The sequence below is a fragment of the Streptomyces fractus genome, from assembly GCF_049844455.1.
In the GTDB taxonomy this organism is placed as follows: domain Bacteria; phylum Actinomycetota; class Actinomycetes; order Streptomycetales; family Streptomycetaceae; genus Streptomyces; species Streptomyces fractus.
The window spans coordinates 1,839,207-1,853,040 of sequence record NZ_JBMYHI010000002.1 but is presented as its reverse complement, the minus strand read 5'-3'; the positions used below and the strand labels follow the sequence as shown (position 1 = coordinate 1,853,040).

General features: G+C 70.6%; 10 protein-coding genes. 6 read left to right on the top strand and 4 right to left on the bottom strand.

Annotated features, from left to right (window positions below; genetic code table 11):
* Window positions 1-33: 33 nt before the first annotated feature.
* On the bottom strand, window positions 34-1,377 hold the full coding sequence (locus ACP4E5_RS10395) for an MFS transporter (protein ID WP_425827229.1): 1,344 nt from the start codon (window positions 1,375-1,377) through the stop codon (window positions 34-36).
* A 246-nt stretch (window positions 1,378-1,623) separates the two neighbouring features.
* Here ACP4E5_RS10395 and ACP4E5_RS10390 point away from each other — a divergent pair, with 246 nt between their 5' ends.
* A complete protein-coding gene (locus ACP4E5_RS10390; protein ID WP_425827227.1) occupies window positions 1,624-3,126 on the top strand; it encodes a long-chain-fatty-acid--CoA ligase in 1,503 nt (500 codons plus the stop codon).
* 30 nt (window positions 3,127-3,156) lie between these two features.
* On the opposite strand, the gene ACP4E5_RS10385 is transcribed toward ACP4E5_RS10390, so the two are convergent.
* Both ACP4E5_RS10385 and ACP4E5_RS10380 read right to left on the bottom strand, forming a co-directional pair.
* Entirely contained in the window at window positions 3,157-4,338 is a 1,182-nt protein-coding gene (locus tag ACP4E5_RS10385; protein ID WP_425827225.1) for a saccharopine dehydrogenase family protein, read from the bottom strand.
* Window positions 4,339-4,440: 102 nt separating this feature from the next.
* Window positions 4,441-5,172 carry a hypothetical protein gene (locus ACP4E5_RS10380; RefSeq protein ID WP_425827223.1) on the bottom strand — a complete coding sequence of 244 codons (732 nt, stop codon included), beginning with the start codon at window positions 5,170-5,172 and terminating at the stop codon, window positions 4,441-4,443.
* Window positions 5,173-5,436: 264 nt separating this feature from the next.
* Here ACP4E5_RS10380 and ACP4E5_RS10375 point away from each other — a divergent pair, with 264 nt between their 5' ends.
* From ACP4E5_RS10375 to ACP4E5_RS10360, 4 genes are all read left to right on the top strand, one after another.
* A complete protein-coding gene (locus ACP4E5_RS10375) occupies window positions 5,437-6,603 on the top strand; it encodes a CaiB/BaiF CoA transferase family protein (protein ID WP_425827221.1) in 1,167 nt (388 codons plus the stop codon).
* A gap of 8 nt (window positions 6,604-6,611) precedes the next feature.
* Window positions 6,612-7,754 (top strand): acyl-CoA dehydrogenase family protein, encoded by a 1,143-nt coding sequence (locus ACP4E5_RS10370; RefSeq protein ID WP_425827219.1) that lies wholly within the window; start codon window positions 6,612-6,614, stop codon window positions 7,752-7,754.
* Between the two features lie 70 nt (window positions 7,755-7,824).
* Window positions 7,825-9,039, top strand: a complete 1,215-nt coding sequence (locus tag ACP4E5_RS10365) for an acetyl-CoA C-acetyltransferase (RefSeq protein ID WP_425827217.1) — start codon at window positions 7,825-7,827, stop codon at window positions 9,037-9,039.
* A 35-nt stretch (window positions 9,040-9,074) separates the two neighbouring features.
* Complete coding sequence (locus ACP4E5_RS10360; protein WP_425827215.1) at window positions 9,075-11,273, top strand: 3-hydroxyacyl-CoA dehydrogenase NAD-binding domain-containing protein; 2,199 nt, start codon at window positions 9,075-9,077, stop codon at window positions 11,271-11,273.
* A gap of 22 nt (window positions 11,274-11,295) precedes the next feature.
* Here the strand turns inward: ACP4E5_RS10360 and ACP4E5_RS10355 are convergent, their stop codons facing one another.
* Complete coding sequence (locus ACP4E5_RS10355) at window positions 11,296-12,006, bottom strand: MerR family transcriptional regulator (protein WP_425827213.1); 711 nt, start codon at window positions 12,004-12,006, stop codon at window positions 11,296-11,298.
* 297 nt (window positions 12,007-12,303) lie between these two features.
* Between ACP4E5_RS10355 and ACP4E5_RS10350 the strand changes: the two genes are divergently transcribed.
* Window positions 12,304-13,776: an amino acid permease gene (locus tag ACP4E5_RS10350; protein WP_425827211.1), complete on the top strand. Its 1,473-nt coding sequence runs from the start codon at window positions 12,304-12,306 to the stop codon at window positions 13,774-13,776.
* Window positions 13,777-13,834: the final 58 nt, after the last annotated feature.

Here is a 13,834-nt window from a genome sequence, read left to right as displayed (position 1 = left end):
TCGGGATGGTGCGGGTGGTGCGGGTGGTACGGGTCAGGCCTCGGTGGGGCTGACGGCAGCGGTGCCGAGGGCCTGACCGGCGACGGCGCGGCGATAGCGCAGCACCAGCGGGAAGGTGGTCAGGAGGAGCAGTGCGGGCAGCGCGGAGTAGGCGAGGCGGATGCCTTCGAGCGCCGTCGCGGACTGGGTGACGGGGCGGTCGAGGGTCGAGGACGCGTAGCCGGTCAGGGACAGGACGAGGGTGTAGGCGACGGGGCCGAGGGCGTGCCCGGCCGTGTCGACCGCCGTCCACACCCCGGAGAGCACACCGGCGCTGTCGTGTCCCGTGCGCTCGGCCTGGAAGCGGATGCAGTCGGTGAGCAGCGCGTACATCGCGACGAGCCCCGCCGCCTGCCCGAGGGCGACCACGACACCGGCGGCCGAGGTGGCCGCGACGCCGATCCCCGCGGTGACGTACAGGACGAGGCCGCCCACGACCCACAGGACGAGCCCGGTCAGCAGGAGGGGCACGTTGCCGTACCGCCGGGCGAGCGCGCCCGCGCCGGGCACGGCGAGCGCGGAGCTGAGCGCGAACACCAGGAAGACGGTGGCCTGTTCCTTCTTTCCGCCGAGGAAGTACGTGGCCACGTACGGCAGTCCGGTCAGGATCATCACGGTGAAGACGTAGTAGAGGAACAGCACGCCCGACAGCAGGACGAACGGCCGGTTGCCGCGCGCCGTGCGGAACGCGGCGCGCAGCGAGGGCGCTTCGGCGGAGGGCCGCGAACGCACCGCGCGCGTGGACATCACGGGGACGAGCAGCACCACGAGCAGCACCACACCGATGATCACGGCCATGGTCCGGTACGCGGCCGGGGTGCCGTCCTTCGTCAGCAGCGGCCCGGCGACCCCGCCCACGAGCATGCCCAGTGTGAAGAACAGGGTCCGCCAGGTCATCATCCGGGTCCGCTCCCGCGGCGAGTCCGACATCTCGGCGGGCAGCGCGGTGAACGGCACCTGGAAGCACAGATACGCGGCGGACGCGACGAGGAACGCGGCGAACACCCACAGGGCCGCGGCGTCGCCGCGCACCGGCGAGCTGAAGGTGGCGACGAACGCGAACGGAAGGATCAGCGCGCCGGACGTCATCAGCCGCCGTCGCCGTCCGGTGCGCGTCGCCTCGCGGTCGCTGACGGCGCCGAACCACGGGCTCGCGATCAGGTCGAACAGCTTCGGTACGGCGACGACGGCGCCGGCGAGCGCCGCCGGAACGCCGAGGGCGTCCGTCATGTAGATGAGCAGCAGCAGTCCGGGGAGGGTGTTGAAGGCGTTCGACGCGAAGGCGCCGATACCCCAGCCGGCCATTCGGCGGGCGGTCAGCGGCCGCATGTTGTTCATGTCGTGGGACCGTTCTTCGGCGGGGGCCGCGGGGCCCTGGAAGCGTGCTGCGCCTCACGATCGCTCTCTCCGCCTGCCCGCGGCTTGTCACACGACGTCAAATAACTGTCGTCCTATGACAAGTAATTAGGCGATGGTGACGTGTCATGCCAAGACTTTGTCGCGCACGGTCAAGACCGGGCGGGAACCGTTGCGGCAACGTACGTCCTGTCCCACCCGGAACATCCCGCAGGAAAGAGGTCGACGGTGACCAATCTGGCCCGCAACCTGGCGCACACCGCCGAGACCCACCCCGAGCGGCCCGCGCTGCGCCTCGACGACCAGGTGCTCGACTACCGCACGCTGGACGAGCGCAGCGCACGCGTGGCCGCCTGGCTCGCCGGCGAGGGCGTCGAACCGGGTGACCGCGTCGCGGTCGTGCTGCCCAACGTTCCGGACTTCGCGGTGGCCTACTACGGGGTGCTGCGCGCGGGCGCCGTCGTCGTCCCGATGAACCCGCTGCTGAAGGCGGGCGAGATCGGCTACAGCGCCGGGGACTGCGGCGCCCGGGCGATCCTCACCAGCGGCCCCTCCCTGCCCGAAGCGGCGTCGGCCGCCGCCCAGTTGGGCATCACCTGCACGGACGTCACCGGCGACGACTTGGCGGCAGCCCTGGACGCGGCGCGCCCGCGCGCCGGGACCGTCGAGCGGGCGGACGGCGACGCGGCCGTGATCCTCTACACCTCGGGCACCACGGGCCGCCCCAAGGGAGCCGTCCTCACCCACGGCAACCTGCGCAGCAACACGGAGACCGTCTCCAAGCTGCTCGGCATCACCGGCGACGACACCGTCTTCGGCGGCCTGCCGTTCTTCCACGTCTTCGGCCAGACCTGCGGACTCAACGCCGCCGTCCTCACCGGTGCCTGCGTGACGCTGCTGCCCCGGTTCGACGCCGCCGCCGCGCTGCGCGTCCTGAGCCGGGACCGGGTCACCGTCATGGAGGGTGTGCCCACCATGTTCGTGGCGCTGCTCGCCGCGGCGGAGGCGGCCGGCGAGGCGGGTGTCGAGACCGTCCGGGTCGCGGCGACCGGCGGTTCCGCGATGCCCGTCGAGGTGCTGCACCGCTTCGAGTCGGCGTTCGGCTGCCCGGTCGTCGAGGGCTACGGCCTGTCCGAGACATCGCCGGTGGTCACGCTCGGCGCGGTCGACGGCGTGCGCAAGCCCGGCTCCATCGGCACCCCGGTCGAGGGTGTCGAGGTCCGACTGATCGACGACGAGGGCAAGGACGTCGCCCCTGGTGAGGTCGGCGAGATCGCGGTCCGCGGCCCCGATGTCATGCGGGGCTACTGGAACCGCCCCGAGGCCGACGCGGCCGCCTTCACCGACGGCTGGTTCAGGACCGGCGACCTCGCCCGCCGCGACGAGGACGGTCACTACGTCATCGTCGACCGCAAGAAGGACCTGATCATCCGCGGCGGCTACAACGTCTACCCGCGCGAGATCGAGGAGGTCCTCTACACGCACCCGGACGTCGCCGAGGCCGCCGTCATCGGCGTCCCGCACGCGCTGCACGGCGAGGAGGTCCGCGCGGTCCTCACCGTCAGGCCGGAGGCGACGACGACGCCGGACGAGCTGCGCGAGTACGTCAAGGCGCGTGTCGCCCCGTACAAGTACCCGCGCACCGTCCGCATCGTCGACACCCTGCCCAAGGGCCCCACCGGAAAGATCCTCAAGCGGGAGCTGTCCGCGGAGGCGCGGGCGGAAGCCTGACGGCAGGGCCCGGCGGCCCCACGGCGGCGGTCAGCGTTCGGCCGCGACCCGGAACGTGATCCCGGCCGACCGCAGCCGCTCGATGAGGGCGTCGCCCATGGCCTCCGCGGTGGTCACCTGCCCCGCGGTGTCCGGGAGTTCGTCGCGGACGAGGCACATCGCGGACTCGGCGAGCATCTTCGCGGTCTCGGCGTAACCGGGGTCACCGCCGGACACCTCCGTGTAGACGCGGCGCCCGCCGCCCTCGCCCACGAACCGCACCGAGAACCAGCTCTTGGCCCGGCGCGCCTCGTCAGGACCGTCCCCCGGCTTCAGCCGCCCGCCCAACCACCGCCGCACCGGCGGCACTTGGGCCGCGGCGAACAGCGTGCTCATCCCCACGACCCCGCCCAGCGCGAACGGCAGCGTCTTCACGGCGGCGTAGTGCCGATAGCGGAAGTCGGGGCCGTAGCACTCCATCGCCCGCGCCGATCGCTGCACCACCTGGGGGTCGATCGTCGGCAGCGGCAGGGCCCACGCGCCGACCTCCTTGGCGTAGCGCGGGGTGCCGGTCGGCGCGTACGCCGTGCGGTCGAGGGGGCGGGGCTCGTTGCGGCGCCGCTCCTGCTGCGCGGCGAGCATCTGCCGGGCCCGCGAGAACTGGTTCAGGGCGGACGCGAACGTGCCGCCCGAGAGCGTCGCGTTCGACCGTACGAAGCCGTCGACGCGCACCGGCACGCCCTGCGGCAGCTGCTTGACGGTGTAGTACGCGCCCAGGTCGTGCGGAATGGAGTCGAACCCGCAGGCGTGCACGATGCGGGCGCCGGTGTCGCGCGCGCGGGCGTCGTAGCGCACGTACATGAGGTCCACGAACTCCGGCTCGCCCGTGAGGTCCACATAGTCGGTGCCCGCGTTCGCGCAGGCGGCGACGAGCCCTTCGCCGTACTCCAGGTACGGGCCCACGGTCGTCGCCACCACGCGCGTGTTGACGGCGAGTTCGCGCAGCGAAGCCCGCTCGGCGACGTCCACGCGCACCAGCGGGAGCACCGCGCACTCCGGGTTGATCTCGGTCAGCCGCTCGCGCAGCCGCTCCAGCTTCGTGGTGTCACGCCCGGCGATCGCCCACCGCAGTCCCTCGGGCGCGTTGGCCGCGAGGTACTCGGCGGTGAGCACCCCCACGAACCCCGTCGCCCCGAACAGCACCACGTCGTACGTCCTGCTTGACTCGTTCATGCCACCCCTCACCCGCGTCGCGCGCCGTTGTCGGTGGCCGAGGCTAGCGCGAAGGGGTGAGCGGGGTCGTGGGGGCCCCTGGGGTCGGGCGGCGGTTCCGGTTCAGGTCCGCTGTGCCGCGCTCGCGACACCCTTGAGGTCGACGGTCTCGTCGGCCCCGGGTTTCTGCGGGCGCACCGCCTTGTCGTAGTCGCTGAAGGTGGCACTGTTCGGCGTCTTGCCGCCGCTCGCCGTGGAGCGCAGGATGTACGGCTTGCCCTCGGTGGCGACGTACAGCGTCAGTGTTCCGCTTCCGGGCGACTTCTTCGTGAGGCGGATCGCCTTCTTGCCGTCGACGCTCGTCGTCCCGCTCTTCTTCATCCCCTGGCGCTCGGACTTGTCCTCGTCCATCGACGCGACCAGCCCCTGCTTGTCGCACAGACCCTGGGTCATGGAGTCGTCCGCCGGGACCTTCACCCACTTGTCCTTGAGCTTCGGCACCACCTTCGCGGCCCCGGGCTGCTGCTTCAGGGTCGCCTGCCAGTACTTCTCGTCGCCCCGTAAGTAGAGCGTGCCGTCGAGGTGGCGCACGTCGGCCGTCGTCCCGGCCATCTTGACGGTGCCTTCGCAGTTCTTGCTCTGGTCCACGGCGAGATCGACGGTGACCTTCCCGCCCGCCTTTTGCTGCGTGGTGCCCTTCACGTGCATCGATTCGGCCTGCCGCGTGGCCTTCACCGCGTCGGCCGCGATCCGGTCCGCGCTCTTGCCGGCAAAGGGTTCGTCCGATGCCTCCTTGTCGCCTCCGCAGCCCAGAAGTCCCAGAGCCGTGATCCCGGTGACCATCGTCAGTGCCATCAGTCGCCTGCTGTGCCCCACTTCGCATCCCTCCGCAGTTCGGGCAACTTCCGTGCGAAATCACCGAATACCCCTTTCATTCGGGTGGTCACCGGAAGGGAGACCGCCACTTGGGGCGCGCGGGGCGGAACGGCCGGTACCGCCGCCCGCGGACGGCGCGAAATTGGCTAAGCGCTTGCTTGCCGGGGGCTTGTGCTGAGCGGAACGGGTTCATAGCATCACTGGTGTTACATCAGTTGTGTCACAAGCTGGGGGCGTGGCGGGATGGCAGTGGCAGGCACGGAGAACGGCGGCCGGCGCGGTGGGCCGCTCGCCGGGGTGCGCGTGGTGGAGCTGGCCGGGATCGGCCCGGGCCCTTTCGCCGCGATGCTCCTGGCCGACCTCGGGGCCGACGTCGTACGCGTCGACCGGCCGGGTGGCAACGCGCTCGGGGTGCCGCCCGAGTACGACGTCACGAACCGCAACAAACGCTCCGTGGTCATCGACCTGAAGGCCGGGGACGGCGCCGAGCGGGTGCTGCAACTCGCCGCGCGCGCCGACGTGTTGATCGAGGGATACCGGCCGGGAGTCGCCGAGCGGCTCGGCGTCGGGCCCGCGGACTGCCACGCCCGCAACCCGAAGCTGGTCTACGGCCGGATGACCGGCTGGGGGCAGGAGGGCCCGCTCGCCCAGCGCGCGGGCCACGACATCGGCTACATCGCGCTGACCGGCGCCCTCGGCATGACCGGCGAACCGGACCGGCCGCCGGTGGCCGCCGCGAACCTGCTCGGCGACTACGCGGGCGGCTCGCTCTACCTGGTCGTCGGCATCCTCGCCGCCCTGCACCACGCCCGCGACACCGGCACGGGACAGGTCGTCGACGCCGCGATCGTCGACGGCGCCGCGCATCTCACCACGATGATCCACGGGATGCTCGCGGCCGGCGGCTGGCAGGACCGGCGCTCCGCCAACCTCCTCGACGGCGGCGCCCCGTTCTACGGCACGTACGAGACGGCCGACGGCAAGCACATGGCGGTCGGCGCCCTCGAGCGGCAGTTCTACGCCGAGTTCGCCGAACTCCTCGAACTCGGCGAGGTGGCCGACGCCCGGAACGACCTGGGGCGCTGGGACGAGCTGCGCGAGGCCGTCGCCGCCCGGTTCAAGGAGCGCACGCGGGACGAGTGGGCGGCCGTATTCGAGGGCTCCGACGCCTGCGTGGCGCCCGTCCTCTCCCTCGGCGAGGCCCCGCACCACCCGCACCTCGCCGCCCGCGGCACCTTCGTCGACCACGGCGGCCTCACCCAGCCGGCGCCCGCGCCCCGCTTCTCCGACACCCCCACCAGCGTCCACTCGGGCCCCGCCCAGCCCGGCGCCGACACCGCAGGCGTCGCCCGCGACTGGGACGTACCGGCCTTGAACGAGCCCAACGAGCCCACCACGAAAGGCAGTTGATCGCGAGCATGGAACGACGCCTGTTCAGCGCCGAGCACGAGGCGTTCCGCGAGACCGTGCGCACCTTCCTCGCCAAGGAGGTGACACCGCACTACGAGCAGTGGGAGAAGGACGGCGTCGTCTCCCGCGAGGCCTGGCTCGCCGCCGGGCGCCAGGGTCTGCTCGGGCTCGCGGTGCCCGAGGAGTTCGGGGGCGGCGGCAACGCCGACTTCCGCTACCCCGCCGTGCTCGCCGAGGAGTTCACGCGCGCGGGCGCCTCCGGTCTCGCCGTCGGTCTGCACAACGACATCATCGGCCCGTACCTCACCTCCCTCGCCACGGAGGAGCAGAAGCGGCGCTGGCTGCCCGGCTTCTGCGAGGGCTCGATCATCACCGCCATCGCCATGACCGAACCCGGCGCCGGATCCGACCTCCAGGGCATCAGGACCGCCGCCGAGGACAAGGGCGACCACTGGCTGCTCAACGGGTCGAAGACCTTCATCTCCAACGGGATCCTCGCCGACCTCGTCATCGTCGTCGCCAAGACCACCCCCGAGGGCGGCGCGCACGGGCTCTCGCTGCTCGTCGTCGAGCGCGGCATGGAGGGCTTCGAGCGCGGCCGCAACCTCGACAAGATCGGCCAGAAGGCCCAGGACACCGCCGAGCTGTTCTTCAACGACGTCCGCGTCCCGAAGGAGAACCTCCTCGGCGAGCTCAACGGCGCGTTCATCCACCTCATGACGAACCTCGCGCAGGAGCGCATGGGCATCGCCGTCGCCGCGATCGCCGCCGCCGAGCACCTCCTGGAGATCACCACGCAGTACGTGAAGGAGCGCGAGGCCTTCGGTCGCCCGCTCGCCGCGAAGCAGCACATCCGCTTCGAGATCGCCGAGATGGCCACGGAGTGCGCCGTCACCCGTACGTTCCTCGACCGCTGCATCGAGGACCACTCGGACGGGCGACTCGACGCCGTGCACGCCTCGATGGCGAAGTGGTGGGCGACCGAACTGCAGAAGCGGGTCGCCGACCGCTGCCTCCAACTGCACGGCGGCTACGGGTACATGACCGAGTACGCCGTCGCGAAGGCGTTCACCGACGGCCGCATCCAGACCATCTACGGCGGCACGACCGAGATCATGAAGGAGATCATCGGACGCTCGCTGCTGTCCTGACCGCTCACCTCGGCCCACTCACCTCCCGCCTCGACCCCCAGCACGGCACCCTCAGTGAAAGGCACCTCCCGTGACCACAGACGCGTACGTATACGACGCGATCCGCACCCCGCGCGGCCGCGGCAAGGCCAACGGCTCCCTGCACGGCACCAAGCCGATCGACCTGGTCGTCGGCCTGATCCACGAGATCCGCGGCCGCTTCCCCGACCTCGACCCGGCCGCCATCGACGACATCGTGCTCGGCGTCGTCGGCCCGATCGGCGACCAGGGCTCGGACATCGCGCGCATCGCCGCCATCGCGGCCGGGCTCCCGGACTCGGTGGCCGGCGTGCAGGAGAACCGCTTCTGTGCCTCGGGCCTGGAGGCCGTCAACCTGGCGGCGATGAAGGTCCGTTCGGGCTGGGAGGACCTCGTCCTCGCCGGTGGCGTCGAGTCGATGTCGCGGGTGCCGATGGGCTCGGACGGCGGTGCCTGGGCGATGGACCCGATGACCGCCTACGAGACCGGGTTCGTGCCGCAGGGCATCGGCGCCGACCTCATCGCCACCATCGAGGGCTTCTCGCGGCGCGACGTCGACGAGTACGCCGCCATGTCGCAGGAGCGGGCCGCCGCTGCCGTGAAGGACGGCCGGTTCGCGCGCTCGATCGTGCCGGTCAAGGACCGCAGCGGGCTCACCGTGCTCGACCACGACGAGCACCTGCGGCCCGGCACGACGGTCGATTCGCTGGGCAAGCTCAAGCCGTCGTTCAAGGACATCGGCGACCTCGGCGGCTTCGACGCGGTCGCGCTGCAGAAGTACCACTGGGTCGAGCGGATCGACCACGTGCACCACGCGGGCAACTCCTCCGGCATCGTCGACGGCGCCTCGCTCGTCGCCGTCGGCTCCCGTGAGGTCGGCGAGCGCTACGACCTCACGCCGCGCGCCCGCATCGTCTCCGTCGCGGTCTCCGGCTCCGAGCCGACCATCATGCTCACCGGCCCCGCGCCCGCCTCCCGCAAGGCGCTCGCCAAGGCCGGGCTGACCATCGACGACATCGACCTCGTCGAGATCAACGAGGCGTTCGCCGCGGTCGTGCTGCGCTTCGTGAAGGACATGGGCCTGTCCCTGGACAAGGTCAACGTCAACGGCGGCGCCATCGCGCTCGGCCACCCGCTGGGCGCCACCGGCGCGATGATCCTCGGCACCCTCGTCGACGAACTGGAGCGCCAGGACAAGCGGTACGGCCTGGCCACGCTGTGCGTGGGCGGCGGCATGGGCATCGCCACCATCGTCGAGCGCGTCTGATCACCCGGCCTCAACCCCCTTACGGAGCACCCGAGATGACCGAGAGCACCACCATCCGCTGGGAGCAGGACGAGACCGGCATCGTCACGCTCGTCCTCGACGACCCCAACCAGTCCGCGAACACCATGAACCAGGCGTTCAAGGACTCCATCGCCGCGATCGCCGACCGCGCGGAAGCCGAACTCTCCGCGAACCCCGACTCCATCCGCGGCATCATCTACACCTCCGCCAAGAAGACCTTTTTCGCGGGCGGTGACCTCAAGGACATGATGAAGGCGGGCCCCGAGGACGCCCAGGCCGTCTTCGAGACCGGCATCGGCATCAAGAACTCGCTGCGCCGCATCGAGACGCTCGGCAAGCCCGTCGTCGCGGCCATCAACGGCGCGGCCCTCGGTGGCGGTTACGAGATCGCGCTCGCCAGCCACCACCGCGTCGCCCTCGACGCCCCGGGCTCGAAGATCGGCCTCCCCGAGGTCACGCTCGGCCTGCTCCCGGCGGGCGGTGGCGTCACCCGCACGGTGCGCCTCATGGGCATCGCCGACGCGCTCCTCAAGGTGCTGCTCCAGGGCACCCAGTACGCCCCGAAGCGCGCCCTGGAGAACGGCCTGGTCCACGAAGTGGCCGCCACCCGCGAGGAGATGATCGAGAAGGCCCGCGCCTTCATCGACGCGAATCCGGAGTCGCAGCAGCCCTGGGACAAGCCCGGCTACCGCATCCCCGGCGGCACCCCGGCCAGCCCCAAGCTCGCCGCGAACCTGCCCGCCTTCCCGGCCAACCTGAAGAAGCAGCTGAACGGCGCCCCCTACCCCGCGCCGCGCAACATCCTCGCGGCCGCCGTGGAGGGCTCCCAGGTCGACTTCGAGAACGCCCTCGCCATCGAGGCCCGCTACTTCACCGAGCTGGTCACCGGGCAGACAGCGAAGAACATGATCCAGGCGTTCTTCTTCGACCTCCAGGCCGTGAACTCGGGCGCCAACCGCCCCAAGGGCGTCGAGCCCCGCAAGGTCCGCAAGGTCGCCGTCCTCGGCGCCGGCATGATGGGCGCCGGCATCGCCTACTCCTGCGCCCGCGCCGGCATCGAGGTGGTCCTCAAGGACGTAACCGACGAGGCCGCGGCCAAGGGCAAGGCCTACTCCGAGAAGCTGTGCGCGAAGGCCGTCAAGCGTGGCCGCACCAGCCAGGAGAAGGCGGACGCGCTGCTCGCCCGCATCACGCCCGCCTCCGACCCGCAGGCCGTGGCCGGCTGCGACGCCGTCATCGAGGCCGTCTTCGAGGACCCGGCGCTCAAGCACAAGGTGTTCCAGGAGATCCAGGACATCGTCGAGCCGGACGCCCTGCTCTGCTCCAACACCTCGACGCTGCCCATCACCGCGCTCGCCGAAGGTGTGGAGCGGCAGCAGGACTTCATCGGACTGCACTTCTTCTCGCCCGTCGACAAGATGCCGCTCGTCGAGATCATCAAGGGCGGGCGCACCGGCGACGAGGCCCTCGCGCGTGCCTTCGACCTCGTCCGACAGATCAACAAGACGCCCATCGTGGTCAACGACTCGCGCGGCTTCTTCACCTCGCGGGTCATCGGGCACTTCATCAACGAGGGCGTCGCCATGGTCGGCGAGGGCGTCGAGCCCGCGTCGGTCGAGCAGGCCGCGGGCCAGGCCGGCTACCCGGCCAAGGTCCTCTCCCTGATGGACGAGCTGACCCTCACCCTGCCCCGCAAGATCCGCGAGGAGACGAAGGCCGCGGTCGTCGAGGCCGGCGGCACCTGGGAGACGCACCCGGCCGAGGCGGTCATCGACCGGATGGTCGACGAGTTCGGGCGGCCGGGCCGCAGCGGAGGAGCGGGCTTCTACGAGTACGGCGAGGACGGCAAGCGCGCCGGCCTGTGGCCGGGTCTGCGTGAGCACTTCACCAAGAGTGGCACGGAGGTTCCCTCCGAGACGGTGCCGTTCAAGGACATGCAGGAGCGGATGCTCTTCTCGGAGGCCCTCGACACGGTGCGCCTCCTCGAGGAGGGCGTGCTGACGTCCGTCGCCGACGCCAACATCGGCTCCATCTTCGGCATCGGCTTCCCCGGCTGGACCGGCGGCGTGCTCCAGTACATCAACGGCTACGAGGGCGGCCTGCCCGGATTCGTCGCCCGCTCGCGCGAGCTGGCCGGGCGCTACGGCGACCGGTTCCTGCCGCCCGCGCTGCTCGTGGAGAAGGCCGAGAAGGGCGAGACCTTCAAGGACTGACGCCCGGCGGTCCGGTCACCGGTCACTGCGGGAGGCGCTCCGTACGGAACGCCTCCCGCAGCTCCTCCTTCAGCGAGCGCTGGAACGCCGTCAACAGCGCCTGAACGACGAGTGGTTGCATATGGGCCGACAGCGACTTCACGTCCTGCTCGGCCCGTTGCGACACCTCGTCACTGAAGAGGCGGGCCAGCTCCTGCGCCGCGCCCCGCGAGTGCTCCACCAGCACTTCGCGCGAGGCCAGGATCGCGTCCAACGACAGCGGTACGTCGAGGAGTTGGACGCCGAGCCGCAACTGCCCGGTGTCACAGCGGTACGTGTCGTCGCCCTCCCGCGTCAGCACGTCCATCGCGGCGAGCCGCGCCAGGTTCTCCTCGGTCAGCTCCCGGCCCGCCCGCCGGTCGAGCTCACCCCGGGTCAGTGTCTCGACCGTGTCGGGGGCCCAACTCGCCACCACCGCCCGGTGGATCGCCAGATCCTGCGCGCTCAGATCCGCCGGCAGCTGCTCCAGATAACGCTCGATCGCGGCCAGTGTCATGCCCTGGTGCTGCAACTCCTCGATCAGCGCGAGCCGCGCGACGTGGTCGGGCCCGTAGTGCCCCACCCGGCGCGGCCCGATCACCGGCGGCGGCAGCAGGCCCCGCGTGCTGTAGAAGCGGATGGTGCGGACCGTGACGCCTGCGTGGGCCGCGAGCTCGTCGACGGTCAGCGTGGGGGCCTCGGTGTCCGTCGTCATCTCCGCCTCTCGCCGCGATCCGGGTGCAACAGTATTGCTGACACACCGACGTTGTGAAACCCAAGGGGAGTGGAAAGAAGTGTGGTCGACGCGCCATACGCCCCATCCGGTTCCACGTCCAGAGCCGTTTTGCCATGTGAGAAGCGACGCTATGTGATCTCCGCCACCGCATCCTGGAGGATCTTTGGGGGAAGGTGCACCTCGGTCCGCACGCCGTCAGGGGTGATGCGGACCGAAGCACGTTCCGGACCCCGGGGACCCCCACGTCTCCGGGCACCACAGAGTGGACACCCCCTCGTGAGCAAGGACGCCCTCAACACGGCCACGGACGCATCCCGCACAGATGCCTCCCAGTCGCCCGCCGACGCGGGCGACGCCGGCTACAGCAAGGCCCTCAAGAGCCGCCACATCAACATGATCGCCATCGGCGGCGCGATCGGCACCGGGCTCTTCCTCGGTGCCGGCGGGCGGCTGCACGACGCGGGCCCCGCCCTCGTCTTCGCCTATCTGATCTGCGGGATCTTCGCGTACCTGGTGGTGCGCGCCCTCGGCGAGATGGTCGTCTACCGGCCCTCGTCCGGTTCCTTCGTGTCGTACGCGCGCGAGTTCCTCGGCGAGAAGGGCGCCTACGTCGCCGGCTGGATGTACTTCCTGAACTGGTCGATGACGGGCATCGCCGACATCACCGCGGTCGCGCTCTACACGCAGTACTGGAGCGCCTTCACGAGCATTCCGCAGTGGGTGCTCGCACTGATCGCGCTCGCGGTCGTGCTGTCCGTGAACCTCGTCTCGGTGAAGTACTTCGGCGAGATGGAGTTCTGGTTCTCGATCATCAAGGTGGCCACCCTGGTGGCCTTCCTGTTCGTGGGCATCTTCCTGGTCGCCACGCAGCACCCGGTCGACGGTCACACACCAGGCCTGCACATGATCACGGACAACGGCGGCTGGATGCCCAGCGGCACCATGGCCGTGGTCCTCGTGATGCAAGGTGTCATCTTCGCCTACGCCGCCCTGGAGCTGGTCGGCGTCGCGGCGGGCGAGACCGCCGAGCCGCAGAAGGTCGTCCCGCGCGCGGTGAACTCGATCATGTGGCGCGTCGGCCTGTTCTACTGCGGCTCGGTGCTGCTGCTCGCGCTGCTGCTGCCCTCCACCTCGTACAGCTCGGCCGAGAGCCCGTTCGTGACGCTGTTCTCGAAGCTGGGCGTCGGCGGCGTCGGCGACATCATGAACCTGGTCGTGCTGACCGCGGCCATGTCCTCGCTGAACTCCGGCCTCTACTCCACGGGCCGCATCCTGCGCTCCATGGCCATGTCGGGCTCCGCGCCGAAGTTCACCGCCAAGATGAACAAGAACCAGGTGCCCTTCGGCGGCATCCTGCTCACCGCGGGCGTCGGCGTCCTGGGCGTCGGCCTGAACTACCTGCTGCCCGCCGACGCGTTCGAGATCGTCATCGAGGTCTCCTCGATCGGCATCATCGGCACCTGGGTCATGATCATGGTCGCCCACCTGGCGTTCGTCCGCCGGGCCAAGCAGGGCCTGGTCGAGCGCCCGAAGTTCCGCCTGCCGTTCTCGCCGGTCACGGAGATCGTCACGATCGTCTTCCTGCTGGCCGTGCTCGCGCTCATGTGGAACGACGCGGAGACCGGCCGCAAGACGCTCATGCTGATCCCGGTCGTCGCGGTGCTGCTCTTCATCGGCTGGTTCCGGGTGCGGCGCAACGTCGACCGCATGGCGTCGGACGAGCTGACGAAGGTCGCCGACGGCAACTGAGCCCGCCTTCTCCGCACGCCACGGGGCCCCGACGCGCACGGTGCGTTGGGGCCCCGTG

Excerpts from the sequence above, each read along its gene's own strand:
- ACP4E5_RS10375 (WP_425827221.1), top strand. The coding sequence starts at position 5,437 with ATGGCAGTGGCAGGCACGGAGAACGGCGGCCGGCGCGGTGGGCCGCTC.
- ACP4E5_RS10370 (WP_425827219.1), top strand. The coding sequence starts at position 6,612 with ATGGAACGACGCCTGTTCAGCGCCGAGCACGAGGCGTTCCGCGAGACC.
- ACP4E5_RS10355 (WP_425827213.1), bottom strand. The coding sequence starts at position 12,006 with ATGACGACGGACACCGAGGCCCCCACGCTGACCGTCGACGAGCTCGCG.
- ACP4E5_RS10385 (WP_425827225.1), bottom strand. The coding sequence starts at position 4,338 with ATGAACGAGTCAAGCAGGACGTACGACGTGGTGCTGTTCGGGGCGACG.
- ACP4E5_RS10380 (WP_425827223.1), bottom strand. The coding sequence starts at position 5,172 with ATGGCACTGACGATGGTCACCGGGATCACGGCTCTGGGACTTCTGGGC.
- ACP4E5_RS10360 (WP_425827215.1), top strand. The coding sequence starts at position 9,075 with ATGACCGAGAGCACCACCATCCGCTGGGAGCAGGACGAGACCGGCATC.
- ACP4E5_RS10395 (WP_425827229.1), bottom strand. The coding sequence starts at position 1,377 with ATGAACAACATGCGGCCGCTGACCGCCCGCCGAATGGCCGGCTGGGGT.